The sequence below is a fragment of the Campylobacter troglodytis genome (genome assembly GCF_006864425.1).
Classification (GTDB): Bacteria; Campylobacterota; Campylobacteria; order Campylobacterales; family Campylobacteraceae; genus Campylobacter_D; species Campylobacter_D troglodytis.
In genome coordinates this window covers 1-26504 of the sequence record NZ_QHLI01000039.1, presented here as the reverse complement: position 1 = coordinate 26504, position 26504 = coordinate 1, and the positions used below count along the sequence as shown (strand labels likewise).

The 26504-nt window shown below is 35.3% G+C and carries 23 protein-coding genes and 1 pseudogene; 12 read left to right on the top strand and 12 right to left on the bottom strand.

The window, feature by feature from the left end; genetic code table 11:
- Positions 1-302: 302 nt before the first annotated feature.
- The 3 genes from thiS to DMC01_RS08645 all read right to left on the bottom strand — a co-directional run bounded on the left by thiS (position 303) and on the right by DMC01_RS08645 (position 2340).
- Positions 303-494 carry a sulfur carrier protein ThiS gene (gene thiS, locus DMC01_RS08655; RefSeq protein WP_142693833.1) on the bottom strand — a complete coding sequence of 64 codons (192 nt, stop codon included), beginning with the start codon at positions 492-494 and terminating at the stop codon, positions 303-305.
- A gap of 119 nt (positions 495-613) precedes the next feature.
- Positions 614-1711: a succinyl-diaminopimelate desuccinylase gene (gene dapE / locus DMC01_RS08650; RefSeq protein WP_142693832.1), complete on the bottom strand. Its 1098-nt coding sequence runs from the start codon at positions 1709-1711 to the stop codon at positions 614-616.
- Positions 1712-1731: 20 nt separating this feature from the next.
- Positions 1732-2340 (bottom strand): LysE family transporter, encoded by a 609-nt coding sequence (locus DMC01_RS08645; protein ID WP_142693831.1) that lies wholly within the window; start codon positions 2338-2340, stop codon positions 1732-1734.
- A 262-nt stretch (positions 2341-2602) separates the two neighbouring features.
- On the opposite strand from DMC01_RS08645, the gene DMC01_RS08640 reads away from it, so the two are divergent.
- The 10 genes from DMC01_RS08640 (at position 2603) to DMC01_RS08595 (ending at position 15885) form a co-directional block, all read left to right on the top strand.
- On the top strand, positions 2603-3586 hold the full coding sequence (locus DMC01_RS08640; RefSeq protein WP_142693830.1) for an agmatine deiminase family protein: 984 nt from the start codon (positions 2603-2605) through the stop codon (positions 3584-3586).
- Complete coding sequence (locus tag DMC01_RS08635) at positions 3583-3966, top strand: hypothetical protein (RefSeq protein WP_142693829.1); 384 nt, start codon at positions 3583-3585, stop codon at positions 3964-3966. The genes DMC01_RS08640 and DMC01_RS08635 overlap by 4 nt, the downstream gene beginning before the upstream one ends.
- Positions 3963-4883 carry a cation diffusion facilitator family transporter gene (locus DMC01_RS08630; RefSeq protein WP_142693828.1) on the top strand — a complete coding sequence of 307 codons (921 nt, stop codon included), beginning with the start codon at positions 3963-3965 and terminating at the stop codon, positions 4881-4883. Before DMC01_RS08635 ends, DMC01_RS08630 begins: the two co-directional genes overlap by 4 nt.
- Positions 4880-5860 (top strand): carbon-nitrogen hydrolase, encoded by a 981-nt coding sequence (locus tag DMC01_RS08625; protein ID WP_142693827.1) that lies wholly within the window; start codon positions 4880-4882, stop codon positions 5858-5860. The genes DMC01_RS08630 and DMC01_RS08625 overlap by 4 nt, the downstream gene beginning before the upstream one ends.
- A 9-nt stretch (positions 5861-5869) precedes the next feature.
- Positions 5870-6673: a sulfur carrier protein ThiS adenylyltransferase ThiF gene (thiF, locus tag DMC01_RS08620; protein ID WP_142693826.1), complete on the top strand. Its 804-nt coding sequence runs from the start codon at positions 5870-5872 to the stop codon at positions 6671-6673.
- 937 nt (positions 6674-7610) lie between these two features.
- Positions 7611-9041: a hypothetical protein gene (locus DMC01_RS08615; protein WP_142693825.1), complete on the top strand. Its 1431-nt coding sequence runs from the start codon at positions 7611-7613 to the stop codon at positions 9039-9041.
- Between the two features lie 380 nt (positions 9042-9421).
- Positions 9422-10672 (top strand): phosphoribosylamine--glycine ligase, encoded by a 1251-nt coding sequence (purD, locus tag DMC01_RS08610; protein ID WP_142693824.1) that lies wholly within the window; start codon positions 9422-9424, stop codon positions 10670-10672.
- A complete protein-coding gene (locus DMC01_RS08605) occupies positions 10669-11118 on the top strand; it encodes an RDD family protein (RefSeq protein WP_142693823.1) in 450 nt (149 codons plus the stop codon). The genes purD and DMC01_RS08605 overlap by 4 nt, the downstream gene beginning before the upstream one ends.
- Before the next feature lie 61 nt (positions 11119-11179).
- Positions 11180-13192, top strand: a complete 2013-nt coding sequence (locus DMC01_RS08600; RefSeq protein WP_246059142.1) for an LPS-assembly protein LptD — start codon at positions 11180-11182, stop codon at positions 13190-13192.
- 539 nt (positions 13193-13731) lie between these two features.
- Positions 13732-15885 (top strand): polyribonucleotide nucleotidyltransferase, encoded by a 2154-nt coding sequence (locus tag DMC01_RS08595; protein ID WP_142693821.1) that lies wholly within the window; start codon positions 13732-13734, stop codon positions 15883-15885.
- A gap of 88 nt (positions 15886-15973) precedes the next feature.
- On the opposite strand, the gene DMC01_RS08590 is transcribed toward DMC01_RS08595, so the two are convergent.
- The 8 genes and pseudogenes from DMC01_RS08590 to DMC01_RS08560 all read right to left on the bottom strand — a co-directional run bounded on the left by DMC01_RS08590 (position 15974) and on the right by DMC01_RS08560 (position 22214).
- Positions 15974-16165: a hypothetical protein gene (locus DMC01_RS08590; RefSeq protein WP_142693820.1), complete on the bottom strand. Its 192-nt coding sequence runs from the start codon at positions 16163-16165 to the stop codon at positions 15974-15976.
- 130 nt (positions 16166-16295) lie between these two features.
- Positions 16296-16481 (bottom strand): hypothetical protein, encoded by a 186-nt coding sequence (locus tag DMC01_RS16670; protein WP_142693819.1) that lies wholly within the window; start codon positions 16479-16481, stop codon positions 16296-16298.
- Between the two features lie 38 nt (positions 16482-16519).
- Entirely contained in the window at positions 16520-16696 is a 177-nt protein-coding gene (locus DMC01_RS13560) for a hypothetical protein (protein ID WP_185908833.1), read from the bottom strand.
- Between the two features lie 822 nt (positions 16697-17518).
- Positions 17519-18340: a hypothetical protein gene (locus tag DMC01_RS08580; RefSeq protein WP_142693818.1), complete on the bottom strand. Its 822-nt coding sequence runs from the start codon at positions 18338-18340 to the stop codon at positions 17519-17521.
- Complete coding sequence (locus tag DMC01_RS08575) at positions 18312-18551, bottom strand: hypothetical protein (RefSeq protein WP_142693817.1); 240 nt, start codon at positions 18549-18551, stop codon at positions 18312-18314. Before DMC01_RS08575 ends, DMC01_RS08580 begins: the two co-directional genes overlap by 29 nt.
- A 238-nt stretch (positions 18552-18789) precedes the next feature.
- Positions 18790-19848: a 3-dehydroquinate synthase gene (gene aroB / locus DMC01_RS08570; protein ID WP_142693816.1), complete on the bottom strand. Its 1059-nt coding sequence runs from the start codon at positions 19846-19848 to the stop codon at positions 18790-18792.
- Between the two features lie 83 nt (positions 19849-19931).
- Positions 19932-20495, bottom strand: a pseudogene (locus DMC01_RS08565) (hypothetical protein); the annotation flags it as partial.
- A 318-nt stretch (positions 20496-20813) separates the two neighbouring features.
- The gene (locus DMC01_RS08560) at positions 20814-22214 is read right to left on the bottom strand and encodes a COG3400 family protein (protein ID WP_142693815.1); all 1401 of its coding nucleotides are present in this window, start codon (positions 22212-22214) and stop codon (positions 20814-20816) included.
- 62 nt (positions 22215-22276) lie between these two features.
- Here DMC01_RS08560 and tgt point away from each other — a divergent pair, with 62 nt between their 5' ends.
- Positions 22277-23398: a tRNA guanosine(34) transglycosylase Tgt gene (tgt, locus tag DMC01_RS08555; RefSeq protein ID WP_142693814.1), complete on the top strand. Its 1122-nt coding sequence runs from the start codon at positions 22277-22279 to the stop codon at positions 23396-23398.
- Positions 23399-23942: 544 nt separating this feature from the next.
- Here the strand turns inward: tgt and DMC01_RS08550 are convergent.
- Positions 23943-25238 (bottom strand): aminotransferase class V-fold PLP-dependent enzyme, encoded by a 1296-nt coding sequence (locus DMC01_RS08550; protein WP_142693813.1) that lies wholly within the window; start codon positions 25236-25238, stop codon positions 23943-23945.
- A 58-nt stretch (positions 25239-25296) separates the two neighbouring features.
- On the opposite strand from DMC01_RS08550, the gene DMC01_RS08545 reads away from it, so the two are divergent.
- A complete protein-coding gene (locus tag DMC01_RS08545; RefSeq protein ID WP_427846112.1) occupies positions 25297-26148 on the top strand; it encodes a DUF234 domain-containing protein in 852 nt (283 codons plus the stop codon).
- Positions 26149-26504: the final 356 nt, after the last annotated feature.

Genomic DNA, 26504 nt, shown 5'->3' with positions numbered 1-26504 from the left:
TATTTGATTTGCCTTGTTTTTTCTTTTTGTGTTTTTCTTGTTTTTGCGTCTTTTTGTTTATTTTTGTTTGGCTTTTTGAATTTAGGGCTGGGTGGTTAAATTCAAAGGCCTTATCAAGTTTAATGTTTTTAATATTTGAATTTGTGCTATAAGTTTAAAAGCATTGTTCCTTGTTCGTCTTATCACGCAATAAACAAGATTAAAACAAAATTTCTTTAATGAAAAGGGTAAGCTTAACGGTTTTTAAAATAGCCACAAGTTCTAAAAATGGTAATTTCTAGTAGCCTTAAAAGACGGTTTTATCACCCACCACCCACAAAGCAAACAAGCTCAGCCACATCATCTTTTTTTAAGATTAAAGTTTCAAATTCAGCCCTTGATACAATCTTTCCATTTAGCTCCAAGGCTACAAATTCAGCCCTTAATCCTCTTTCTTTTAAATACTCGCTAAATTTTAACTCACTTAGTGCTAGCTCTTCTCCATTGATTCTCATTTAGCCCTCCATAAGTTTAATTTCTATCTCAATAATAAGCTTAGTTGAATTTAATTTAGAGCTGATCAATTTAGCCAAAAATTCACAGCCTCAAACAAAAAGCCTCATACACAAGGTGCTTAAAAATTCTCTATTAAATCCCTAAACACAAGGCAAAGTTTTTCAAAATCAGCTATGCTAACCCTTTCATTTATGGCATGCATACTTTCATTTTTAACCCCAAATTCAACCACACTCACTCCAAATTCAGCAAAAAATCTCGCATCACTAGTACCACCCTTTGTGTTTAAATTTGGGCTTAGATCTGTGATCTTAGACACGCTTTGAAAGAGCTTTGTGGCTATTTTTGAGTTCTTATCTGTTAAAAAAGGCTTTGATCCTTGTTTAAGATCAAGGCTAAATTCAAGCCCCTCGCACAATTTTTCTACATATTGTTTAAGATCTTCAAGGCTTAGTTTTGGGCTATGGCGAACATTAAACATTATGCAAAGTTCGTTTGGAGTTACATTACTTAGCTCAATGCCTCCTCTGATGTCAGTAATTATAATCCTTGAAGCCTCAAAATTCTCATCCTTGCCTACTAGTTCGTAGTTTGCCAATTGTGCCAATCTGCTTGCAAAAAGATGCACAGGATTTATACATTTTTCAGGATAGGCTACATGTCCTTGTTTGCCCTTGATTGTGAGCTTTGCATTGATCGAGCCTCTTCTTCCTATCTTCACAGTATCTCCAAAGGTGCTTTCACAGGTTGGTTCAGCAACCACCGCATAATCTGGGAGCATATTTTTTTCTTTCATAAATTTTAGCACCTCTAAGGTGCCAAATTTAGCCTCTCCCTCCTCATCGCTAGTAATGATCAAAGACAAACGAGCACCTTTAAATTTCACATCTTGCACGGCTGTGATAAAAGCAGCTAGCCCACTTTTCATATCAACAGCCCCTCTTGCATAAAGAAAATCCCCTTTTTGAGTGGGCTTAAAAGGAGGTGTATCCCAGCCCTCACCTGGCAAAACAACATCTATATGCCCTGCAAAGGCTAGATGCTCTCCTATATCAGCAAATTTCTTGCTTAATAAGAGATTTTTAACCCCCTCTTTTTCTATGAAAAAGGCTTCAAATTCATCAAGCTCTAAGGCTATATAATTTAAGGCCCCATCATCCTTAGGAGTTAGTGATTTAAAGCGTAAAAGCTCGTTTAATAGGCTTAATCCCTTCATTTTACCCTCCTTTTTTGACATTATAACACATTTGCCATAAAAACCTTATAAAGCAACAAAATGGCAAAATATTCTATGATTATGGCTGAGATTATATTTATGATGCGAATGATCTTTGCTGTGAATTTATGGGCAAATTTAGCTACAAAAAAGCTCAAAGAAAAGACCCAAGCAAAAATAGCTGCAAAAAGCCCAAGTACTGTTAGCGCCGGATGTGCGTTTTGACTAAAAATCAAAGACACACTTGCCCAAAAGCCTATTACATAGGGATTAAAAAGATTAAGGGTAAAGCCCTTGATAAAGCTTTTTGTAACGCTTTCTTGTGCCTTTTTGTCGCTAAATTCCAAGGCTTTAGGCTTTACCTTAAGCATTGAAAATGCCATATAGCTGAGAAATAAAAAGCCCAAAATGGCTATTATTTTGTTGAATGTTTCATTTGTTAAAAAGATCAAAACCCCAAAAAGTAGCAAGATAAGATAAAAAATATCAGCACTCATAGCACCAAGCCCAGTAGCAAAGGCGTTTTTAAAGGATTTTAGGGCATAGCTTAAAATTAAAACATTCAAGGGTCCAAAAGGAACAGCCACGCCAAGACCAAGCAAGGCACCTTGAAAAAGACTTTCTAGCATTGTTTATCCTTGTCAATATTTTAGCCTAAAATTATACAGTAAAAACAGTTTCTGCCTTTAAATTTAAGATAAAGATCTTATTGTTAAATTTAAGCCTTTAAAGAAATTTTATCAATTTTAAATAAAATTGATAAAATCTTAAATTTTAAGGCTAAATTTACTGTCAAAAATGCTAAAATTATAATTTAGTATTTAAGCCATAAAAGAAGCCATAAAACACAAGCTAGGCTACAAGCCTTGCAAAAAATTTAAAGAGTATAAAATGCCAAAGATAAAAGCCTTAGCGGAGTGGAGCAAACAAGAGCTCTTAGCACTTTCCTTGCCGCACGAAAAAACCGATTGGAAGCCTTATTTAAGCGAAATTTTAAGTGCTTATTATGATTTTGCCTTGGCTGTGAGTAAATTTCAAAAAGTGCTTTTCATAGCCCCAAATGAGAGCGATTTTAAGCCCTTTAAGGATATAAAAAATGCCGAGTTTTTTCTTTGTCCTACGAATGATACTTGGATTAGAGATTATGGTTTTATAGATGTTTGCGAGGGACAAAGGCTTATAAGTTATGATTTTAGCTTTAATGCTTGGGGTAATAAATTTAAAAGTGAGCTTGATAACACCGTAAATTCACAACTTTTTAAAGAGCACTTAAAAGGCGAGTTGCGTGAGATTTCGCTTATCTTGGAGGGAGGCAGCATTGATTTTAATGGGGAGGGAGTTATGCTAACTACCACAAAATGCCTTTTAAATTCAAACCGCAATGCAAATTTAAGTAAAGCACAGCTAGAAGCAAGGCTAAAAGAGCTTTTTGGGCTTAAAAGCATTATCTGGCTTGAAAATGGCTTCATAAAAGGAGATGATACAGATAGCCACATAGATACCCTAGCTCGTTTCATAGCCTCTGATACCATAGCTTTTAGTATTTGTGAGGATGAAAAAGATGAGCATTTTGAACCCTTGCAAAGGATGAAAAAAGAGCTTGAAAAAACATCCTTTAAGCTTGTAGAACTGCCCCTTCCTAGTGCTAAATTCTATGAAGGGCGCCGTCTTGGCGCTACTTATGCAAATTTTGTCTTCATAAATGAGGCCTTAATAGTTCCCATTTATGATGATAAAATGGACGAGCTAGTGTGTAAAAGGCTTAGTGAAGCCTTGCCAAATAAAAAAATAGTGCCTGTTAGGGCTGAGATCTTTTTAAGGCAAAATGGCTCCTTGCACTGTGCTTGTCAAAACCGTTTTTTGGGGCAAAGATGAGAAAGAAATTTGGCAAAACTGTGAATTTTTTGAAGAAAAAAAGACAAGAAGAGCTTAATTTTTTTGGCAAAATTTTAACCAAGTTTATAATTTTTTCAAACAAAAATTTAACAAGATCCTTGAATTTTAAATTCAAAGATCTTATTAATTTTATAAGCTTTTTAAAAGATCAAAACAAGACAGTTATAACATTTATAAGTTTGCATTTTGCTGTGAATTTCTTAGTCAAAGGTGCAAAGTCAAAAAGAACTTGCGTGAATTTTTCAAAGACACACTCAACACAAAATATAAATTTTACAGTCCAAGCCTTAAATTCAAGCACAAATTCACCCCTCATTCTAAAAAGATCACAAAATTCAGCAAAAAGGAAGGCAAGATGAAAGCAAAGATCCTTTTAAACACAGGCTTAAACAGCATAAATCCCAAAAAAGCAACCCTCATAGCAAGTTTTTGCGCTCTTTGTTTGGCTTTAATAAAGCTCACAGTGGCACTTTTTAGCAATAGCCTAGCCGTGCTCTCATCGGCACTTGATTCCTTGATGGACTTTGTTATTTCTGTGTTGAATTTCTTTGCTATCAAAAAGGCAGCAAAAGAAAGTAATGCTAGTTATAATTTTGGCTTTGACAAGCTTGAAGCCTTGATGGGTCTTTTAGAAGCCTTATTTATCACGGCTATGGCTCTTTTTATCTTTTATGAAGGAGTGAATAAACTTTACAAAAACGAGGGCGTTACTGATTTAAGTGCTAGCCTTGCTGTTATGATCTTTGCTAGCCTTGTAAGCCTTCTTTTAACGCTTTTTTTAAGTAGCGTTGCAAAAAGGACAAAGTCTCTTATAGTTGAAGCTGATAGCCTTCATTACCGCACGGATTTTTTGACAAATTTGGCTACCTTCATAGCACTTACACTTATTTATTTTACAAATTTGGGCTTTATAGATGGGCTTTTTGCGATTTTAATAAGCCTTTATATATGCCTTTCAGCCTTAAAAATAGCCAAAAAAAGCATAGAAATACTTATGGATAAGGCACTTGATGAAAAGATGGTAGCTAGAATCAAAGAATTAATATCCCAAAACTCTCAAATTCTTAGCTTTCACGAGCTAAAAACCCGCCTTAGCCCTGCTACTAGCTATCTTAGTGTGCATTTGGTTTTTACGCCCCTTATCTCTCTTTCCTCAGCACACGCAATAAGCGATGAGCTTGAGGCTAGGATTAAGGCTGAATTTAAGGAGGTAAATTTTAACATTCAAATCCATCTTGATCCCTATGATGATTCTATTAAAAAGGATACAGTATGAAACTAGCCCTTATCCAACAAGCCTTCAAAGGCACAAAAGAGGCTACAAATGCCTACACAACAAAGCTCATAGCACAAGCAGCCAAGAAAAAAGCTGATCTGGTGTGCTTAAACGAGCTTCATCAAGCTCCTTATTTTTGTCAAAGCGAGGATGTTTTAAATTTTGATCTAGCAAAGGATTACGAAAAGGATTTAGAGTTTTGGAGCAAGGAGGCTAAGAAAAATAATATTATCTTGCTTACCTCTCTTTTTGAAAAGCGAGCTTGTGGGCTTTATCACAATACAGCTGTGGTCTTTGAAAAGGACGGAAGCATTGCAGGAAGATACCGCAAGATGCATATACCTGAGGATCCAAATTTTTATGAGAAGTTTTATTTTACTCAAGGGGATCTTGGTTTTGAGCCTATAAATACAAGCGTTGGTAGGCTTGGAGTGCTTGTGTGCTGGGATCAGTGGTTTCCAGAAGCTGCTAGGATAATGGCTTTAAAAGGTGCGCAAATTCTTATCTACCCCACTGCTATTGGGTGGTTTGATAGCGACAGTGAAGAAGAAAAGCAAAGGCAGCTTGAGGCTTGGATAGCAGTTCAAAGAGGGCACGCTGTGGCAAATGGACTAAGTGTGGTGGCTATTAACCGTGCTGGCTTTGAGGGGGCTTATTTATCTAAGCCAAGCCTTGAAAGCAAACTTTTAGACAGTAAAGCCTTAAAGGCTAAAAACCATGCCTTAAAAGAGGATAATAAGTTGAATTCTAAAAGGTTTGCAAAGGGTGCGAGTGTGGATGGCATAAGATTTTGGGGCAATTCCTTTGTTTTTGGACCTCAAGGCGAGGAGCTTTTTAGGGCAAATTCAGTGGATGAGGGCGTGTTTTTTGTTGAGATTGATCTAGATCGAAATGAAGAGGTTAGAAGATGGTGGCAGTTTTTTAGAGATAGAAGAATAGACTTTTACAAGCCACTTTTAAAGAGATTTGATGACTAAGAGAAAAAGATGAGGATAAAATTTAATAACGAAGATTGTGAAACTAAGGCAAGAAGTACTGTTGAGTTTTTAAGCTCTAAGAGCAGTGATGAAAGCGATGTTTGGATAGTAAATGGCTTTTGTACCAAGGAGGACTTAGAGCTTAAAGAGGGCGATGAGCTTTTTTGCATAGCTAGGGGCAAAATGCCTCCACAAGAGGCTTTGGAGGCTATGATGAGCTCTCGTCATACCCCAAAGGTACACAGTAGGCTTAAAAAGGGCTTTGTGGCTGTGTGTGGGCTTGGAGGGCTTGGTTCAAACATAGCTGTGATGCTTGCTAGGATAGGGGTGGGGAAGCTCTTGCTTATTGATTTTGATCTTGTAGAACCTAGCAATTTAAACAGACAAAGCTATTTTGTAGAAGATTTAGCAAAGCCTAAAACACAGGCTTTAAGCGAACAAATAACAAAGATAAACCCCTTCATAACAGTGCTTACTCAAAATGTCAAAATCACACCAGATAACATAGCCTCTTTGTTTAAAGACTGCGATATAGTTTGCGAAGCCTTTGACAGTGCAGCCGCAAAGGCTATGCTAGCTCAAAATTTTCACACACATTTTCCTAAAACCACGCTCATATGTGCCTCAGGACTTGCAGGATATGGCAACTCAAATGCCATTGAAACGAGAAAAATAGGGGAGTATTTTTATGTGTGCGGGGATTTAGTAAGTGCGGCCAAGGTTGGAAATGGCTTGATGGCACCAAGGGTAATGCTTTGTGCTGCCCATCAGGCGAATTTGACCTTGGAGCTTTTGGTGAAATTAAAGGCTTGAATTTAAGGCTTTTTAGCCTTGATTTTAGATTAACAAGGCTAAAAATTATGCCTTTGAAAATATAGCTTGTGTTAAAAAACTTCTTAAAGCTTGTAGCTATGCTACAAGAATATTTTTAAAAAACACTTCGTGTGTTTGAATTTTTTTCGTTTTGTCAAAGAAACTTTGATTTAAACTTTTAAAAAAAAGAAGCTTAGTTGTTTGCTAGGTTATTTTGAGTTTTGAATTTGTTTAAAATGAGGCAATGCTTGTTTAAATTCAAGGTTTTTTATTTGTTTTGGCTTTTTAAAAAATTCAAGGCTTTGTGAATTTTATTAAGATTAAAGGCTCAATTAAATTTAACAGGATTTTCTCTTATCAATTTTAATAAATTTGGATGAGAATTTTGTTGTAAATTTTTTGCATTATATTTAATTTCCATTTCCTTTCAATGAAGGATAAAATTTGCTTTTTATCCATTAAATTTGGTAAGTCTAAACTTCTCATAGCTCATTTACTATGCACTTGTAAGTGCTTAACACGAAGTAAAAATTCACAGTTTCTTTGATGTGGTTTTGTTCCTTTGCAAATTCTTTTTTATTGTCTCTTACAAACTCTTATGTCTTTGTTCTTTCTTGCAAAGATGAAAGTCAAGTGAAATAAAAAATACTTCAACATTCCCTTAAATTCTATCTGTTAAATTTATGAAACAAAGCTTTGTTTTTATTAGTAGTTAAATTAAAACTCTTTGGTTTAAGTTTAATTGAACCTAAATTTTATTAAGATTAAGCTTACTTTAAATCTTTTATCCTTTTTGTAAGGATTAAATTGAGTGTTTGCAACTGTTTCTTTTAGGTTTCAAGGCACTATGAAAGACAAAAAGCACTTAGAATAATTTGCAAAATATGAAAAAATTTGATAAAATCTAATTTTTATTTTCTACACAAAAGAGTTTAAGATGCACGGTAAGATAGTAATGTATATGGAATCCACAGGACGTGGAACTGTTATGAATTTAGCGAAGGTCTTTTATGATTTTAATAGAAATAGTTGGCAGCATAAAAGAAGTATGCCTAGTGTTGGTGTTTATGTAGAATTTGAAGCGGATGAAAATAAAAGAATTTCAAGCCTCAGTCCTTCTAAATTCCAAGAATTTAGCGAGGCTGACTTTGTTTTGGAGAATGATTTTTGGCGAACGGATAGCGATGATGAGCTTGAAGACATTCAAAACACAAAAAGAACAAATTATGTAATGCAACTTTACAGAACCACAAATTTTAACGAATTAGACCACATACCCCTCTCAGTAACCATACCCCAGGTCATACAGAAGTTCTTTGAGGCTGAAATTCTTTCTGTTGAAAGCCTTCAATCAAATATGCAAACCCTAGAAAAAACCCCCATTGTTACTCTAAATTATTTTATGATGAAAAAATTTCTCACAAAGGCTTTTGATAGCCTTATTTTTATGGATAATTCAATAAATCAAAGGGATTTTTCTAACATAAAAAGCATCACCATGCGTTTAGAAGGTGCTTATAATGATATGAAAAATAATCAAAAAAACATAGATGTAAAAAAGATCTTCTTTAAACATTTCTTAAATGTACAGTGTTATTACCTAGCCCTTTTATCGACCGTTGATACCTATCAAACTAGGGCGAAAACTTGTCAGTTTCAAGTCAGAAGTGCTAGGATGGATCTAAAATATGAAACCTCTAAGTCAAAGCCTGATCCAGAAAAGATCACAGCCAAGCAAGAAAGGATAGATCGCTTAGTCAAAGAAATTGCAGAGTATGAAAAAAACATAGCAAGATTAATAGCCTTAAAGGATGAGTTTTATAAAAGCAATCTTGAAAGCTTTGAAAAAGCCTTTATGCTAGCTAGACAAAAGCTTTTTCAAAAGATAGTCTCAGGGCTTGATCTTTGTGCTACCATTATGGATACAAGAATTTGGGCCTTATCTGTTGGCTCAAAGGGGGTCAAGAATCAATACTTCGCAAAGGATAACATACACAGCGGCTTTTGCTCCTTATCCTTTGCAGAAATTCATCTAAGTAGGCTTGATAAATACTCTTTAAGCCCACACGATCAAAGCCTTCTTTCATATATGCAAAATATCTTTAAAGAGCATAGAAAAAGATTTCTCATTGTAAGTTCTAATGAGGAGCTAATAACAAATGTCAAGGTAAATATCTTCTCTCAAAACCCTTATAGTCTCGTAAAACAAGCAAACAAAAAGGCTGGCTTTACATTTTTAATGCGTGATGATGTTTTTGATCTTATTTATATAGATGAGGCAACATTGTGGGAAAAAACAGCAGATCTTATCTTAGAGGGCAAGAAACTTGATAAGACAGGTAAGGTTAAATTTAAGATCTTATCATAAAACATTTAAGAAAAACTGCTATAATTTTCTAGCCTGAACGGCTCGAGCTCGGTGTTCGTTGATCCAACACATTTTTATTTGCTACGACGTGCGGTTACACCGTGTCTGTGGCTTCGCTTGAGCCTTGCAAGAGGCGAGAAGTTGCAGCCTTTAAGGACTGCCTAGTGGCTTCTTTGACTTTTTGGGGTCTAATATGCACTAACGACCGTTTGGGTTTTAGCTAAATTTAAGCCTCTTTGAATTTAAGGCTTTAGCTTAAAGGCTTTGAAAATATCTTAAATTCAACCCCTTGTTTTTTAGCAATATTTTTTAAATTTAGCCTTAGTTTTATTTTAAACATTTAGCTTGTTTTGAATTTTGTGTGAATTTTGGAGAATTTTATGAAGATCTTAATCTTAGGAAGTGGGGCAAGAGAATACTCCATAGCCCTTGCCTTGCAAAGAGCTGATAATAATATAAAACTTTTTTTTGCCCCTGGAAATGGTGGCACAGTAAAGCTTGGCGTGAATTTAAGCTTTACTGAGATAGATAAGCTTGTAAGCTTTGCAAGGGATGAGGGCATTGATTTATGTATAGTTGGAAGCGAGGATTTTTTAGCAAGGGGGGTTGTAGATAGCTTTGAGAAAGCAAAATTAAAGATCCTTGGACCCACTCAAAAAGCAGCTAGACTTGAAAGCTCAAAGGCCTTTATGAAGGAGTTTTTACAAAGGCATAAGATCAAAACAGCCAAATTTCTACAAACTAGCGATCTTAGTGAGGCTAAAAAATTCATAAACAGCTTACAAACCCCCATAGTAGTAAAGGCTGATGGGCTTTGTGCTGGCAAGGGTGTCATCATAGCACAGACAAAAGATGAGGCCTTAAATGTGGCAAAAGATATGCTAAGTGGGGCTAGCTTTGGCGAAGCAGGTAGATGTGTGATTATAGAGGAGTTCTTAGATGGCTTTGAGTTAAGCATCTTTGCTTTGTGCGATGGAGATGATTTCGTGCTTTTACCTGCTTGTCAGGATCATAAAAGGCTAAAAGATAAGGATCAAGGACCCAACACAGGAGGTATGGGTGCTTACACCCCTAGTTCTTTGGCTACAAAAAAGATTTTAAAAGACATTGAAGAGCATATAATCGCTCCAACTGTTAGAGGTATGAAAGCTGAGGGGGCTGAATTTAAAGGCGTTTTGTTTGCTGGACTTATGATAGTGAATGACACACCCTTTGTTTTGGAGTTTAATGTTCGCTTTGGAGATCCAGAATGCGAGGTTTTAATGCCTCTTATTGAAAATCCACTTGATATTTTCCTTGCTTGCGTTGAAAAAAGGCTTTCAAAAACAAGGCTTAAATTAAAGGATGAATTTGCTGTGGGGGTGGTTTGTGCTAGTGAAAATTATCCTTATAAAGCATCTTTAAGGGCTGAAATTTTCTTGGATCAAATCCCTTCAAATTCACACATATCTTATGCTGGCGTTAGCCTTGAAGATGAAAAGCTTTATGCCACAGGAGGCAGGGTGCTTGTTTGCGTTGGGCTTGGCAAAGACATAAAAGAAGCACAAAGTAGGGCATATGAGCTTTGCAAAAGCGTTAAATTCAAGGGCAAACAGTATCGCAGCGACATAGCATATCAGGTGCTTAGATGAATGAGCTCTTAGACAAGCTTGAAAGAGAAGGACTTAAAATAGCAAGCTTTAAAAAAAGAGTCCTTGCCTATCTTATAGACAGTTTAATCTTATCTTTCATAGTTTTTATAATATTATTTGATAAGCTTTCAAATCTTAGTGATTTTACAGAGATTATCCTAGTGATTCAAGATTTTGCCCTTGGTTTTATAATACTTCAATTTATTTATCACTTCCTCTTTACCCTGCTTTATGGGGCAAGTCCTGGCAAGATGCTTTGCAAGATAGCCATCATCGATGAAAAAAGCCTTGACAAGCCAAATGCTATGCAAAGTGCTCTAAGAGCAGCCATAAGACAGCTTAGCGATACGGCTTTTATGCTTGGCTTTGCCTGGGCCTTGGGTAATGAATTAAGAAGAACCTGGGAGGATCTGCTTGCTAAGACCTTGGTGATAGAACTTGCCTAAAATCTCGCTTTTGCTTCTTTTTTTTTCCTTCCTTTTTGGTGCTGAGGTTGATTTTTATGCTATGAATGTGCAAAAAAATGAGGATATAATAAGTGCTGATTCTAAGGTGCTTATATTTTCAAATCTTTATTATATAAGTGCAAACAAGGCTACCTACAACGAAACAAGCAAGGAAATAGAGCTTTTTGGCGATATTAATATCTTAAGAGGGCAAACAGAAAGATTTAATTCTTGCTATGCTAGATTAAACTTAGCCTCAAATGAGGCTAGTTTTAAGAACTTTTTTTTTGCTGATAATAACATAGAAGTATGGTTTCAAAGTGAGCAAAGCGATCTAAATAGCACTGTTTTTGTAGGCAAAAACTCCATAGTTTCAAGTTGTAATGTGCAAGATCCTTCTTGGAAAATTGGGTTTTCAAGCGGAGAACTTGATAGGCAAAATAACTATTTACACCTTTATAATGCAAAATTATATGTGAAAAATACCCCTATATTTTATCTGCCATATCTTGGTTTTAGCGTGGATAGTGCGAGAAAAACAGGGCTTTTGATACCAGAGTTTGAGATTAATCAAGATGATGGCTTTTATTACAGACAGCCCTTATACATCACCCTTGGAGATAAAGCAGATTTAGAATATGCCTTTCAGTTAAGAAGCACTAGGGGGCTTGGTGCTTACTCAAGCCTTAGGTTTATGGATTCTCCTTTTTCAAGTGGGGAGTTGAATTTGGGCTTTTTTAGGGAAAATGGGGCTTATTTTAAGGAAAAAAATCTACAAAATCAAACCCACGCAGGCTTAGAATTTAAGTATCTAAGAGATGGTTTTATCAAAAACCTTTTTAAGCTTTCAGATAGCTTTCAAGAAGGGCTTTTTCTTGATGCTATCTATCTTAATGATGTGGATTATTTAAATTTAGAAGCAAGGAATTTTAGGGATATGACCTCTCTTGTTACTTCTAAATTTAATTATTTTTTAGCAGACACCAACAACTACTATGCAAGCTATGCAAATTATTACATAGACACCTCAAAGCTTGACAACAAAGACACCTTGCAAGAATATCCCTCCTTTCAATACCATAGATTCTTAGGCAAGCTTTTTACAAATCACCTCTTATACTCTTTTGATGCAAACTATAATAGATATTACAGAAACATAGGAGTTTATGCTAATATCACAAGCTTTAATCTACCCCTTACTTATCATACAGGGCTTTTTGGGGATTTTTTGCAGTTTAGCTTCACAGAAAGGCTTTATAGCTCCTTTGTAAATTATACAAAATACGAAAAAGAACAAGAACATCTCTTTGAAAACTACCACGAGCTATCCTTATACACAGAGCTTTCAAAGCCTTATGATGATTTTTATCACACAGTTTATTTGGGGACTAATTATCTACTAAAAGGAGCAAGATCGGGTGAAATTACTCAAAGTTTTTTAAATGTACAAAATCCAGAAACAGAAAGGTTGGATTTGAAACTTGATCAGTATTTTTATGACAAAAACGCAAATAAAAAGCTAAAACACGGAGTGAATTTAAGCTTTGATACTACCTCAACCAAGCTTGATAATGTAAAAAACACCACAAGGTATTTTTTTACTCAAAATATTTGGCTAAGTAATGAAACAACATACTCAAACAAGGAGTATAAATTCACAAAGGTAATTAGCAGTCTTGATATAAATACAAATAAGATAAATTTAAATCTTTCTCACGCTTATAAATACGATCCAAGCGAAATATCAAATTTAGAACTTAACTTGCAAAAGTATAATTTTATAAGTGCTAGGATAGATTATACTCATAATGTCAATTATAAATTCTTTGCAGGGGCTTGGTTTGATACAAATAGAGATCATTTTAATGCCTGGGAGCTTGGATATAGCTATCAGATCAAATGCTTTAATTATTCTTTAATCTACAAAGAAAGGATAGATCCACAGCTTACAAGTGCTGGTATAACAGCAAAGCTTAGAAGGGGGGTTTATTTTGCCTTTAATTTTTATCCTATTGGGGGGCTAAATTATGATCTTTCTTTGAGGGAAAATGAAAGTGCTGTTGATGGAATTTAAGCAAAAATCTTTTGTGCTTAAGAAGGCTTTGCAAGGTATTTAAAGAGAATAATTTTTTTGTGGCACAAGATAAAATTGACATTTTAAAAAAGCCGGGCATTTACACGAAAAATATCACAAGTTACATTGATAAAATTCACTCCTTTGCCAAAAAAGCTAAAAAAGGCAAAACTTTTTTTGAAAAAGAGTAATTTTTAAATTAAATTTAAGTTTATGAATTTGATTTCAAGCTTAAAATTAAGATAGCATAGCCACAATATTTAAGCTTTATAAAATTAAAAATATGATAAAATGACAAATTTTAAAGCCATTTTTAAGAAAATTCTTGCAAGCTTTTGAATTTAAGCTTAAAAAAATTTAAAATAAGGCTTTTGCAAAAAGCTAGTTGCTTAAAAAACTATGCCTTATAAATTTTATTTTCTGCTGTGCTTTATTAAAAAAGTTTTTAAAGCTACACTTTGCAAAAAACTAGGCTTTGAGTAATTTAATAGTTTCTTAAATTTAAAAGTTTTAAAAAGCGCCAATTTGAAAGGAAGAGTATGCAATACACCATAGAACTTAACAATCACAAAGAGATCTTCGATGTAGATAAACTTGCAAAGCAAGCAGCAGGTGCTGTGCTTTTAACCCAGGATCAAACAGTTATGCTAGCCACAGTTGCACATGAGGATAAGCCAGTAGAAGAGGATTTCTTGCCACTTACAGTGCAATACATAGAAAAATCCTACTCAGTGGGTAGGATTCCAGGTGGTTATATAAAAAGAGAGACAAAGCCAAGCGATCACGAAACCCTAACAGCAAGGCTCATAGACAGAAGCCTTCGTCCCTTGTTTCCAAAGGGCTATACCTATCCTACTCAAATTACCATCTTGGTGCTTTCTTGCGACAGCGAGGTTGATTTGCAGGTAATGGCTTTAAATGCTGCTAGCGTGGCACTTTATCTAAGCGATATAGAAATAAAAGCTCCTGTTTGTGGGGTTAGGATAGCTAGGATTGAAGGGGAGCTAAGATTAAATCCCACAAACAGTGAGCTTAAAAACTCCACCCTTGATCTCTTTGTTTCGGGTGTAAAAGATGAGCTTTTGATGATAGAAATGAGATCCTTGCCTAGTGAGGGTGAGTTTATACCTGTGGTTGCACCCTTTGCAGGAATAACAAATCAAAGTTCTCAAAATATGAACGAAGAAAGCGAGGATCAGATCTTAGAGGCTTTAACTTTGGCTCAAAAGGGCATAGAAAACGGCTCAAATGCTTATGAGGAAGCCTTTAACAAGCACAAAAAAATTGGCGAGTTTGAATTAAGAGAAGATAAAGAAGATCCCACCTTGCTAGAATTCATAGAGCAACATTACATTCAAGCCATCAAGGATGCCCTTACTCAAATGGCAAAGAGTGAAAGGGCTAGTGGCTTAAACAAGATAGCAAATGAGATTGCAAATTTAAAATCTGTGCAAGAATGGCAAAAAGAAGAAATTATCAAGGCTTTAAATTCAGTAAAAAGAAAGATAGTAAGGAAGATGATCATAAACGAGGGGCTTCGTGCGGATGGACGAAGATTAGATGAAATTCGCCCCATTAGCATAGAAACAAATATCTTGCCAAAGGCTCACGGATCCTGCCTTTTTACAAGGGGACAAACTCAAGCCTTGGTAGTAGCTACACTTGGAAGCGATAGCGATGCCCAGCTAAGTGATTTACTTACAGAAACTGAGGCACAAGCTGAAAGATTTATGGTAAATTATAATTTTCCTGGCTTTTGTGTGGGCGAAGCAAGTGCTATCAAAGCACCTGGTAGAAGGGAGCTTGGACATGGAAATCTTGCCAAAAGAGCTTTATATCCAAGCGTGGATGAGAATTACCCCTATGTAATCAGACTTGTTAGTGAAATTTTAGAAAGCAATGGCTCATCCTCAATGGCTACTGTTTGCGGAGGCTCACTTGCTTTAAGGGCTGCTGGGGTTGAAAGCTTAAAGCTTGTAGCAGGGGTTGCTATGGGGCTTGTTTTTGAGGAGGGCAGATCTGCTGTTTTAACAGATATAATGGGTTTAGAGGATCACGATGGAGATATGGACTTTAAGGTAGCTGGGTCAAAAGATGGCATAACAGCACTTCAAATGGACATAAAGCTTGGAGGCATTGATCAAGAAACTCTAAAAAAAGCCCTTTATCAAGCAAGAAATGCTAGGCTTTATATCTTAGAGCTTATGGAAGAAGCTCAAAAGCAGATCATTATAAACGAAGAAATTTTGCCAAAGCTTGAGCTTTTCAGTGTTGATCCCTCTAAAATAGTAGATATAATAGGACAAGCTGGTAAGACTATTAAAGAGATCATAGAAAAATTTGGAGTTTCCATCGATTTAGATAGGGAAAAAGGAGAGGTTAAGATAGCTGGTGCACAAGGAGAACAGGTGAAAGCAGCAAGGGATTATATCATCACCCTTACCTCAAAGGAGAATAAATTTGGCAAAAAAAGAGAGCCTAAATCCTATGCAGCCTTTGAGGTGGGAGAGGAATTTACAGGAAGGGTAAAGAGTGTGGTGTCCTTTGGAGCCTTTATAGAGCTTAGAGACGGAGTGGATGGGCTTTTGCATATATCAAAGATCAAGGGCACTTTAAGAGAGGGTGAGGAGCTAAAAGTTCGCATCAAGGAGATAAAAAATGGCAAGGTATCTTTGGATATCATAGAAGAATAGAGGCTGAATTTAACTTAAGGCAAAGGATTTTTAAGTTATGTTCTATTAAAAATTTAGGCTTAAAACAACTTAACTATTTCTTATCATTTTAGCAAGATTTTATACAAATCTTGTTCTTTGATTTGATCTTATGTTGTTTTTTTAGATGAAGGATAAATTTTTTTAATGCCCTTGAATTTTTAGCTAAGCTATCTTTGGCATATACCTTTCTACTGCGTAGTTGCAAGAGCAAAAACACAGACATTTTCTTGCTAGCCTCATATCCACGCTTTCTACGCACTATGCAAGCTCTTTTTAAGGTTCAAGATACTCTAATAAGATTTTCCCTTATCAACTTTAATAAAATTTGATGAGAATCTTGTCCTAAATTTTTCGTCTTAATTGCGTTTCTTTTAGATGAAGCACGAAATTTACTCTTTTGTGCTTCTAAATTTAGCTAAACGAAACTTCGCAAATCCCCAGAAATTCACAATTTCGTTGAAGTGGTTATGCCCCTTTGCAAACTCGTTTTTAGAGTGTTTTACCCTATAATGTACCTTTGCTCCTTCTTGCAAAGAGATGAGTGTGTAGCACGGAGTAAAAAATCCACCAGGCAACATATGATTTTAGTCCATCGCTGTAAATTGTCCTTTCTTTAAATTTTGAAAAGTCCTTTATGATAGGCAGTAATTCTTTGGACAAGCAATGTTTGATGACCTACATATAAACTCGTGTAATTTTGCTGTAACATCCCTTCTTGTAAAATTACAAGAGTAAAAAACAAAAACACAGACATTTTCTTGCTAGCCTCATATCCACGCTTTCTACGCACTATGCAAGCTCTTTTTACTGTGCAAGTTATAACTCAAAAAAACAAAAATTCCACTAACTTCAACCTCAGCACTCATTTTCTAAAAAACTTTGCTTGTTTTCCAAAGAAACTGCGTTTTGCTGATTTTTTTGTCTTATTTAAGGATTAAGATCTGAATTTCTTTGAAAATTTTGCACAAAGCTTGATGAAAAATTTGATAAGCTTAGAGACTTTTTCGCTTCTACATCAAGGCTTCTTGCAAATGGAGGGATACAAGGTTGAGAACAAAATCAAGGCTTCTTGCAAAGGAAGATCCATAAGTTGAAACACAAAATACTTCACATTTTGCATAACTGAGCTTTGGCGTAATTAGCAAAAGAAGTTTTGCTTTTTGTAGAAGTGAATTTAAAACACCTTTGCTTTAAATTTAATTTAGTCAAAAGCAAGATTCAAGATCTTAGTAAATTAAATTCGCAATGAGATTTAACCTTTGTATTTTGCTTTTAGATTTAATGTGCCTTAAATTTAAAGCCTTTTTGTGAATTTTATCTTGCCAGCTTTTTGAAATTTAATGACCTGTCTAGCTTAAACTGAAAGCAGCTAAGAACTTTGAATTTTAAGCGATTTTACCTTGTAAAAGACTTGGCTCTTTAAGAGTAATCCCAATGCCTGGTTTTGTGTGTTTTAAAAAGCTTGAATTTTTTAGCTTAAAAATGCACTCTTTTGATAAAGCTTAAATTTAAGCTTTGATTTTTGTGAATTTTTATCTAAGCTTAGCCAAAAGCACATATTGCACCTTGAATTTTTGTGTGGCATTTAGCAAAATGCTTGAAAATTCACACATTAGCGCATAGTGCTAAGCCACGCACGACACTGTCTTTTTGCCTTTTTTGATGGCAAAAATCTGCTTCCTATGTAAAGAAATCTTTTTAGGGTTTTGCTGCGAACATTTACTTTTGCCGACAAATCAAATTTCGCTTTGCCATTAAGATCAAATAAATGCCCCATAGTATCCCAGCTCTTGCGAGAACATAAAATGCCAAACTCAGTACCATTTGCACCGTAAATAGGCTCAATATCCTTATACAAAAAATTTTTAAGTTTATAAAGCTTATTCATTACGCTAAACACGCTTTGATCGTGGCGATTTTCTATAAATGTGTCAAAATTTGGCATCTTACTTGGACTGTCATCAAATAAATCAAACCTAGTTTTAAAAAGATCAAGCCATTCTTGCATAAATTTTAAGCTCTTAGAGCACTTAATCATCATCATAGTAGCTGCGATTTGAGGTGTGGCTGTGATATAGGGCTTAGTTTGTGCTTTAAAATAATCAAAAATGTCCATTTTAGTCCAGGTTTTTTCTATTAGATCATAGCCAAATTTTTCAAGGCATTGTGAAGAGCTTTGCCAATCAAGCTCAAAGCCTTTTAAAAAATCTTCTTGATTTAATTCTTTAAGCCTTTTTAATAAATTCTCGCGTCCCTTTTTCACAAACTCACAGCCTATGTCGGCATAGATTAAAATGTCGTTTTCATTTATCTGTCTTAAAGCTTGCAAGATAACCTGAGGCTTAAAACACCAATACCCAAAGCCACGAGTTATCCTAAGACACCTTTGTCCCATAAAAAAGGGGTCATATCGCCCCCCCCCCCCCGTTTTCACGGAGTTCTTTTACACCTTTTTCATCAAGCTCTTCGTAAATTTTGTCCTTAAATTCACGCATAAAATTCAAATCAAGGCTGCATTCGTTGTATATAAAGATATTTTCAAATATATCCATAGCTTGTGCTTGATGATAAAACCTATAAGCAGAAGTGCTTAAATTTAGGTTTGCAAAGGAACAAAGATAGATTTTTGGGGATGCTGATGACATTTTTTAACTCCTTTTTGTGAATTTTAGCAAGATTAAATCTGCAAGGCTTAAATTATGTCTTGCTAGATGAAAATAACTTGGATTAAGAGGGTTGATGCGCATAAAATTGGCTCAATCCACCTTAAGAAATATAAAAGTTGGTTTAAAGATGGGTTGAGTTTAAAATTATATAAAATTTTGCTTATAGGCTTTCATAAAACAATGAGCACCTAAATTTATTTAAAAATTGCAAAAAAATTCAAGCCTTAAACTCTTCTAACACCGAAATAACCGCCTCTTTGCTTATATCATTTCTTATAACGCCCTTGCCTATGCCATCTAATAGCACGAAATTCATCTTTGAATTCACGCTTTTTTTATCTAGGGCAAAGGCTTGATAAAATTCATCTACATTAGCGATTTTATAGTGAGTTGGAAGCTTGAATTTTTCTAAAAGCGCCTTTATACGAAGAAACTCATTGTCAGTAATCATCCCAAGCCTTAAGGCAAGGGTATTTGCCATCACTATGCCTATGGCAACTGCTTCTCCGTGCAAAAAGAGCTTGTATTTTGTTTGATTTTCTATGATGTGTGCAAAGCTGTGTCCGTAGTTTAAAAGCATACGCATTTGACTTTCTCTTTCATCAATGCTAACCACAGACGCCTTAAGCTGCACACTCTTTGAAATAAGCTCATTCCAAAGCTCTTTACTAAGCCTAGCACTTAAAAAGCCTTGCTCATCTAGGCTTTCTATAAGCTCTAAGGCCTTCTCATCAAGACAAGCTGCCATCTTTATAAACTCAGTCATACCAGCTGCTAGCTCCCTACTAGGTAAGCTTTTTAAAAACTCACTCTCGCAATAAACCCCCCTTGGCTGATAAAATGAGCCGATGAGATTCTTGCCAAAGGCATTATTTACTCCTGTTTTCCCTCCAACAGCTGCATCAACCATAGCTAAAAATGTGGTTGGAATGGCTATGAAATCAATCCCCCTTTGATAAATGCTAGCCGCAAAGCCTCCTATATCAGTAACAACCCCACCTCCAAAGGCTATGAGTGTGCTTTTTCTATCAAGTTTGCTTACAAACATCTGATCTAGCACATCTTCAAGGGTTTTAAGATTCTTAAATTCCTCCCCATCCTTGATGGTGATCACAAAAAGCTCATCGCAAACTAGCCTTGAAAGCAAGCTTTGAAGGTGAAGTCCTGCTACCTTGGCATTTGTAAGCAAGGCTACCTTGCCTTTAAACTCAAGCCTTAAAAGCTCGTTTATATGCACCTTGTAAGAATGATGCTTTAAATTTAAAAGTATATTCATACTATCTTCCTTAAAATTTTGGCTCAAGATATTCTAATAAAATTTTCCCTTATCAATTTTAATAAAATTTGATAAAGATTTTGTCATAAATTTTTCGCATTTTATCTAAATTCTGTTTCTTTTAAGTGAAGGATAAAATTTTCTTTATTAGTCTTTAAATTTAGCAAGTCTAAATTTCGCAAAGCCTCTTCTGCTTGCAGTTGCGAGTGTGTAACACGAAACAAAAAAATTCTCTATCCCATTGATGTGGTTTAGTCCATTCGCAAACTTGTTTTTGTTGTGTTTTACCATATAATGTGCCTTTGCTCCTTCTTGCAAAGGTAGGGGCATAGCGTTGTAAAACATCCACCAAGGCACAGTAGGCTTTGAAGCTATCACTATAAATTTCACACTCATCAAGTTCTGTAAAGTCCTAGGCAGCAACTCTTTGGCGGAGCAAGTGTTTTAGTGTATAAACACAGCCGTTTCGCTTTAACATCCCTTCTGCTTGCAGTTACAAGACGAGTAGCACGAAGTAAAAACACAGACGTTTTCTTGTCAGCTTAACGATCACGCTTTCCACGCACACGCCTTGCACCTTCTACTACGCAGTTACTAGCCGTAAGGCGAAATAAAAAATAACTCTCATCAACTTTGATTTCACAGCTCATTTTCTAAAGAAACTTCGTTTTGCTGATTTTTTTACACTATTTGGCTATTAAAATGCGAATTTCTTGCAAAATTACATTCACACAAACACGAGAAATTTTGTAAATTTGAGCGTCTTTTCGTCTCTAAAACAAGGTGCAAATACTTCGTAATTCCTTAAATTTCTTTTAATACAATTAAAGAATGTATCATATATTTGTTTTTCATCTAATTCTCCATACTTTAAAACGATCTTGTATCCTAATTAAAGTATTTTGAGCCAAATTTTTAAAGCCTAAGCTAAAATATGTAAAAGCTTGTTTAAAAGACTTTAAGCTCTAATTTGTTGGTATAAAGAGCTGATAATTTTTTCTCATCTTATAATAAAGGCTATTTAGATCCGTGCTAAAAGCCTTGATAAAATGAGGCTCACAAATTTGCTCGCTAAATTGGACAAAATGCAAAAGATCCCTTCTATTTTGAAGCTCTAAGAGTGGGTTTTTATGCTTTTCATTAATGATTTTTATATTTTTAGAATAAAGCTTTGAGAGATTTTTAAGATGCTCTTCTACCTCCTCACTCTTTGCATCTGGTTCGTAGTGGTGAATTTCAACCTCTAAATTTAGCTGTTTGCCAAGATCTATCATCACATTTGCCACTCCTTCAAGCTCAAATTCATTTGAGCTAAGAGTTAAAGCACTTTTAAGTTCTTTAAAATCTTCTTTTGCTAGCTTTAAGATGGGTATTTTTAGGGCAAAGAGTTGTTTTTTGTTTTTTTCAAAGGCTTGGTCATTTATTATTAACATACCTATGTCCTTACCCTCAACAAAGCCTTCAAAGGAATTTTTAAGCTTAGAGCTTAGATGATCAAAATGAATGCTAACCCCTTCTTCTTCAAAGGCTCTAAGTTTTTGATAAAACTCATTTATGGTAGGATTTAGTACTCTGATAAAGAGCTTTTTGCTATTTGTCTTAGCTTGCAAAGTTAAGCTAAGATTAAAGGCAAGTTCAAGCTCGTTTAAGGACATCTGCTTCATATCCAAAAGGGTTAAGATATTGCTTCCAAAGGGGTTTGGAAACTGTCCGCTTTGTTCTTGTATGGCTACACTCACGGTTTGTAAAACAGAAGGAGTTCCAACTAAAAGTAGGCTATCATTTGGTTTAAGCAGGGTAGAATCCCTCGCTAAAATAGGCTTAGAATTTCTATACACAAGGGCTATCTTCCATTTTCTTTGCTCTATGGTTCCTATGTGTCTATAAGCAAAGATAGAATCAGCAGGGATCTTAACCTCTATGATCTCTCCTATACCAAGTCCTATGAGCTGGGCTGTGATGGCTACATTTGGCATAAAATTTGAAAGCTGATTGCTTAAAATAGCCCTTGCATCTATAAGCTCTAAGTGCTTATCGCTCAAAGAAAGTCCCCAAAAATCCATCATCACAAGATCCACACTCTCATTAAAGCTTCTAATATTTTCATATACTGTTTTGCTATCAAATTCATCTTGCATAAAGATAAAGATCTGATTAAAGCCCTTAATCAAACAAAGATGTTCTAATTTTACCAAACTTGTAGGATCAAATTTAACAAATTCTATGCCCTCGCTCTTGCTTAAAGCACCAACAGTTTCGTCATTATAATAAAGAATTACAAAAAAATTCTTTAAAGCCTTTTGCAAACAAAGCCTTTCTAAGAAATACTTTGCTAAAATTCCATCCAAAATGAGTAAGATATTCATAAAAACTCCAAGCCTTTTCAATCAAGGTAGGCACAAAAAATTCAAAAAGGGATTATACCAAAATGCACTTTAAAATAAAATATAAGGACAAAAATGCAAGGCTTGGCGAGTTAATCACAGCACATTCTAGCTTTCAAACCCCAGCGTTTATGCCAGTAGGCACAGCAGCAGCGGTAAAAAGCCTTGATGCAAATGATCTAAGTAAGCTTTTAGATGCTAAGATTATTCTAGCAAACACCTATCATCTTTTTTTAAGGCCGGGTGCTGAGGTAATCAAAAGGCTTGGGGGACTACATAGTTTTACAGGCTTTAAGGGCTCTTTTTTAACAGATAGTGGGGGCTTTCAAGCCTTTTCTTTAAGTAAAAATTCAAAGCCAAGCGAGGAGGGCATAGCCTTTAAAAGCCATATTGATGGCTCTTTGCACCTTTTTACTCCTAAATCCGTGCTTGATACTCAGTATGCTTTAAATTCAGATCTAATGATGATCTTAGATGATCTAATAGCCCTTCCAGCCAAAAAAGATAGAATTGATCTAAGTGTTAAAAGGACTATAAAATGGGCTAAACAGTCTATAAAATATCACAAAGAAAGGCAAAAGGAGGGCATAGGCTTAACACAAAATATCTTTGCTATCATTCAAGGAGGCACGGATTATGAGGCAAGAAGGCTTTGTGCAAATGAGCTTGCAGGACTTGGCTTTGATGGTTTAGCCATTGGAGGACTGAGTGTTGGGGAGGAAAATCAGGCTATGTATGATACTGTTGAAGCCTTAATGCCCTTTATGCCTGAAAACCGTCCTAGATATTTAATGGGGGTTGGAAGCCCTGAGGATCTGGTTGAAAATGTAGAAAGGGGGGTTGATCTTTTCGACTGCGTTATGCCTACTCGCAATGCTAGAAACGGCACTCTTTTTACAAAAGAAGGAAGGCTTAATATAAAAAGGGCTGAGTTTATAGGAAAGGATGACCCCATAGAGCTTAACTGTGAGTGCTATACTTGCAAACACTACTCAAAGGGCTATTTAAATCATCTTTTTCGTGCAAAAGAGCTTAGCTTTTTTCGCCTTGCTAGCCTTCATAATCTGCATTATTATCTAAGTATAATGAAGAGTATGCAAGTGGCTATAAAAGAGGGTAAATTTAGCGAGTTTAAGAGGGATTTTTATCATAAAAGAAGTAGTTGAATTTAGGCTTAATATTTGAAGTTTTTAGGAAAAAGTGGCTGAATTTAAACTTGAATTTAAGCTTTTTTGGGAGGGCGGTTTTAGCAGTAGGCTCTTTTTTTGAAAAAGTGTTGATTTGTCATTTTTAGCTTATGGGCGAAGAATCCATTAAATTCAAGGTATTTCTTCATCAATTCGTGGATTCTTGACACAGACTCAAATGACAAATATGGTATTTTATTTAAAATCAATAGTTTTTTAAATAGAGCCTAGCAGTATTTATTTTAGCCTTTAAATTTACCCTTTTAGCCGCAAAAAAAGCTTTATGTGGATCGCAGGTAAAAATTCGCTCTCCTTTGCTAAATTTAAAGAATAAGGCATTAAAATTAAGCCTTTTTAAAAGCCAAACTGCAAAAGACAAACTCTATACAAAGATAAAAATTCACAGACCTTCATTTCAAAAACTAAAAAATTCAAGCCCTTATTTTTAAATGCACACAGTTAAATACTGAATGTAGCTAAATTTAAAGTTCTTTTGTGAATTCTAAAAAAAATACACAAAAATTCATAGCTTAAATCTTTCCACACATCCTTGCAAGGCTTCAAAAAAATAATCAATGTCAGCGTTTTCGTGAGTGTAATGAAAGCTAACTCGTAGCCAGCCCGGCTTTTGCTTCAAGGGTGCATTATCCTTTAAGCCAAGTAGGTCATGTCCGTACGGACCTGCACAAGCACAGCCCGCACGGGTTTCGATTTTATAGTACTTGCTTAAAAGATAAGAAAGCTCAAAGGGCGAAATGCCCTTGATATTTAAAGCAAAAATGGGTAAGCGGTTTTTTAAATTTGCAGCATAAAGCGTTAAAATCCCCTTATTTCGCGCCTCAAACTCAGCCGCCTTTTTGAAAAAATACTCTTTTAAAGCCTCTTCTTGCCTTGCAATAAATTCAAGCCCTATTTTATCACGCACTTCAAAGGCATAAGCAGCACGGATTAGCTGTAAAATGGGCGGAGTGCCTGCCTCTTCAAGCTTTTCTAAATCGCAAAGATAATTCACGCTCGTGCGTGAGACATAGCCCACAGTTCCACCTGCTGCAAAGCTTGGTTTGCCACAAAGTAAATCCTTTCGCACCGCCAAAAGCCCGCACCCTCCAACACCGCCTATGAATTTATGCGATGAGATAAATAAAGCGTCATAAAGCTCACAGGGTAGGTTTTTGTAAGGGATAAAGGATGAGCCATCAAAGGCTACAAGGGCTTTGTGCTTCCTAGCAAGGCTTGAAAGCCTTGTATAATCACTTAAAATGCCTGTTACATTTGAAGCAAGGGTGAAGCTAATGATGATTAAGCGGTTTTTATCCTCTTTTCTTGCCTTTTTTAAGGCTTTTTCAAAGCATTCAAAGTCTATTTCGCCTCTTTTATCAAGCGGTATGCGAAGGCACTCACAAAGCCCTTCTCTAAATGAAAGCTCGTTTGAGTGATGCTCGTAGGGTCCTATGATGACAAGGGGCAAGGACTTTGTGGGGATTTGAGAAAGAAATTTAGCCTTAATTAATGGCGGAACATAAATTCCAAGTAGCTCTTGAAATTTTTTAATAGCACCCGATGAGCCTGTCCCGCAAGCTATCAAGGCAAAGTCCTCGCTTAAATTCAGGCTTTTTTTTATTGACACCCTTGCGTCTTCGTAGTGTTTTTGAGTGGCAAAGGAGTTTAAAGAGCTATCAGAATGGGTGTTTGCATAGCTTAAAAGCACCTTACGCAGCCTTTTTTCCACGCTTTTAAGGGCTAAGCCGCTAGCTGTGAAGTCAAAATAATGAAGCCCTTTTTTTAAAATAATGTCTTTTTTTAGCTCAGTTATTTGCATTCTTAAACAAACCTTGAAAAATTTTTGCTAAAATTATACAACATTTTTTCAAAAGGACATTAGCATTAGTTTTAGCGAGTTTAGCCAGAGGCACAGCTGCAAGGATTTAGCAAGGCTTTTTGATTTTTACACCGTTTTTGAGGGCTTTGAAGAGGCTGAATTTTGCGAGGATTTAAGCCAAAGCATAAGGGTTAATTTACTTGAAAATTACGCTAAAATCAAGGCTGATTTGGAATTTGATAAGGACACAAATTTCGCCCTTTTAATGCTAGCTAAAAACAAGCTTAAACGTTACTCCATCAACCGCAAACTAGGACATTTCAAGGCTCAAAGCATAGTTAATTCTCTCTTAAATTCAGGCATTTTAAGCCTTGAAAAAAGCCTTGAAACAAAGCCCACGCTTTCAAAGGGACAAAGGCTTAAAAAATGCTTAAAAAACTACACCATCCAAGATAAACTCGTTTTCAAGGACAATTTCACAAGGTTTTTCTTTCGCTTTTTAAAGCCAAATGAGGATTTAATTAAGGCAAAAGAGTTTGATAGGGTTTTAGAGCTTATCTTTAAGGACTTTGAGCATTATCAAAGTCTTTGTTTTGAGCTTTTAAGCAAGGAGCTTTTGCAGAAAAAATTCAGCCTAAAACAGGTGTCAAGCTTTTGGCAGCGAGACATTGAGCTTGATTTATACTACAAGGATGAGGATTTGTGCTTGCTTGGCGAGGTGAAGTTTAAAAACCGAAAGATTTGCAAAAATATCTTTAATCTCTTGCAAGGCAAGGCAAGGGCTTTGAATATCAAGCCCGATTTTTACATAATCTTTTCAAAAAGCGGCTTTTCAAATGAATTTGAGAGAAAAAAGGAAAGAAATTTGCTCTTGTTTGAGTTGGATGATTGCAAGGAGCTTTTGTTGTGAATTTATTTAAATTGGTAGTGGAAAATAAAAGATCAATTCCTTATAAATTTAAAGCCACAAAGGCTTAAAATGTTTGTGCTTTTTACTATGTGTGGCTGTAAATAAAGGAGTTTTTAGTTTGCTTGGCTAAATTTAAGGGTAAATTTTATCTTTAAAAACGGTGAGTTTTTATATACAAAATTAAGCTTATTCTTTATTTAAAATTAAAATTCACAAGGATCTCTTACAAAGAACTTATTTCACAAACTAAGTTTGATAAAATTCAAGCTAAAACACAAAAATCTTGCTAAAATTTAAAACTTGAATTTAACAAATAACAATGTCAAAAATTTAAAAAGCTAAGAGACTAAAATGCC

What these genes read in the sequence shown, in the direction of transcription:
- thiS (WP_142693833.1), bottom strand. Translation starts at nt 494, where the DNA reads ATGAGAATCAATGGAGAAGAGCTAGCACTAAGTGAGTTAAAATTTAGC.
- dapE (WP_142693832.1), bottom strand. Translation starts at nt 1,711, where the DNA reads ATGAAGGGATTAAGCCTATTAAACGAGCTTTTACGCTTTAAATCACTA.
- DMC01_RS08645 (WP_142693831.1), bottom strand. Translation starts at nt 2,340, where the DNA reads ATGCTAGAAAGTCTTTTTCAAGGTGCCTTGCTTGGTCTTGGCGTGGCT.
- DMC01_RS08640 (WP_142693830.1), top strand. Translation starts at nt 2,603, where the DNA reads ATGCCAAAGATAAAAGCCTTAGCGGAGTGGAGCAAACAAGAGCTCTTA.
- DMC01_RS08635 (WP_142693829.1), top strand. Translation starts at nt 3,583, where the DNA reads ATGAGAAAGAAATTTGGCAAAACTGTGAATTTTTTGAAGAAAAAAAGA.
- DMC01_RS08630 (WP_142693828.1), top strand. Translation starts at nt 3,963, where the DNA reads ATGAAAGCAAAGATCCTTTTAAACACAGGCTTAAACAGCATAAATCCC.
- DMC01_RS08625 (WP_142693827.1), top strand. Translation starts at nt 4,880, where the DNA reads ATGAAACTAGCCCTTATCCAACAAGCCTTCAAAGGCACAAAAGAGGCT.
- thiF (WP_142693826.1), top strand. Translation starts at nt 5,870, where the DNA reads ATGAGGATAAAATTTAATAACGAAGATTGTGAAACTAAGGCAAGAAGT.
- DMC01_RS08615 (WP_142693825.1), top strand. Translation starts at nt 7,611, where the DNA reads ATGCACGGTAAGATAGTAATGTATATGGAATCCACAGGACGTGGAACT.
- purD (WP_142693824.1), top strand. Translation starts at nt 9,422, where the DNA reads ATGAAGATCTTAATCTTAGGAAGTGGGGCAAGAGAATACTCCATAGCC.
- DMC01_RS08605 (WP_142693823.1), top strand. Translation starts at nt 10,669, where the DNA reads ATGAATGAGCTCTTAGACAAGCTTGAAAGAGAAGGACTTAAAATAGCA.
- DMC01_RS08600 (WP_246059142.1), top strand. Translation starts at nt 11,180, where the DNA reads ATGAATGTGCAAAAAAATGAGGATATAATAAGTGCTGATTCTAAGGTG.
- DMC01_RS08595 (WP_142693821.1), top strand. Translation starts at nt 13,732, where the DNA reads ATGCAATACACCATAGAACTTAACAATCACAAAGAGATCTTCGATGTA.
- DMC01_RS08575 (WP_142693817.1), bottom strand. Translation starts at nt 18,551, where the DNA reads ATGTCATCAGCATCCCCAAAAATCTATCTTTGTTCCTTTGCAAACCTA.
- aroB (WP_142693816.1), bottom strand. Translation starts at nt 19,848, where the DNA reads ATGAATATACTTTTAAATTTAAAGCATCATTCTTACAAGGTGCATATA.
- DMC01_RS08560 (WP_142693815.1), bottom strand. Translation starts at nt 22,214, where the DNA reads ATGAATATCTTACTCATTTTGGATGGAATTTTAGCAAAGTATTTCTTA.
- tgt (WP_142693814.1), top strand. Translation starts at nt 22,277, where the DNA reads ATGCACTTTAAAATAAAATATAAGGACAAAAATGCAAGGCTTGGCGAG.
- DMC01_RS08550 (WP_142693813.1), bottom strand. Translation starts at nt 25,238, where the DNA reads ATGCAAATAACTGAGCTAAAAAAAGACATTATTTTAAAAAAAGGGCTT.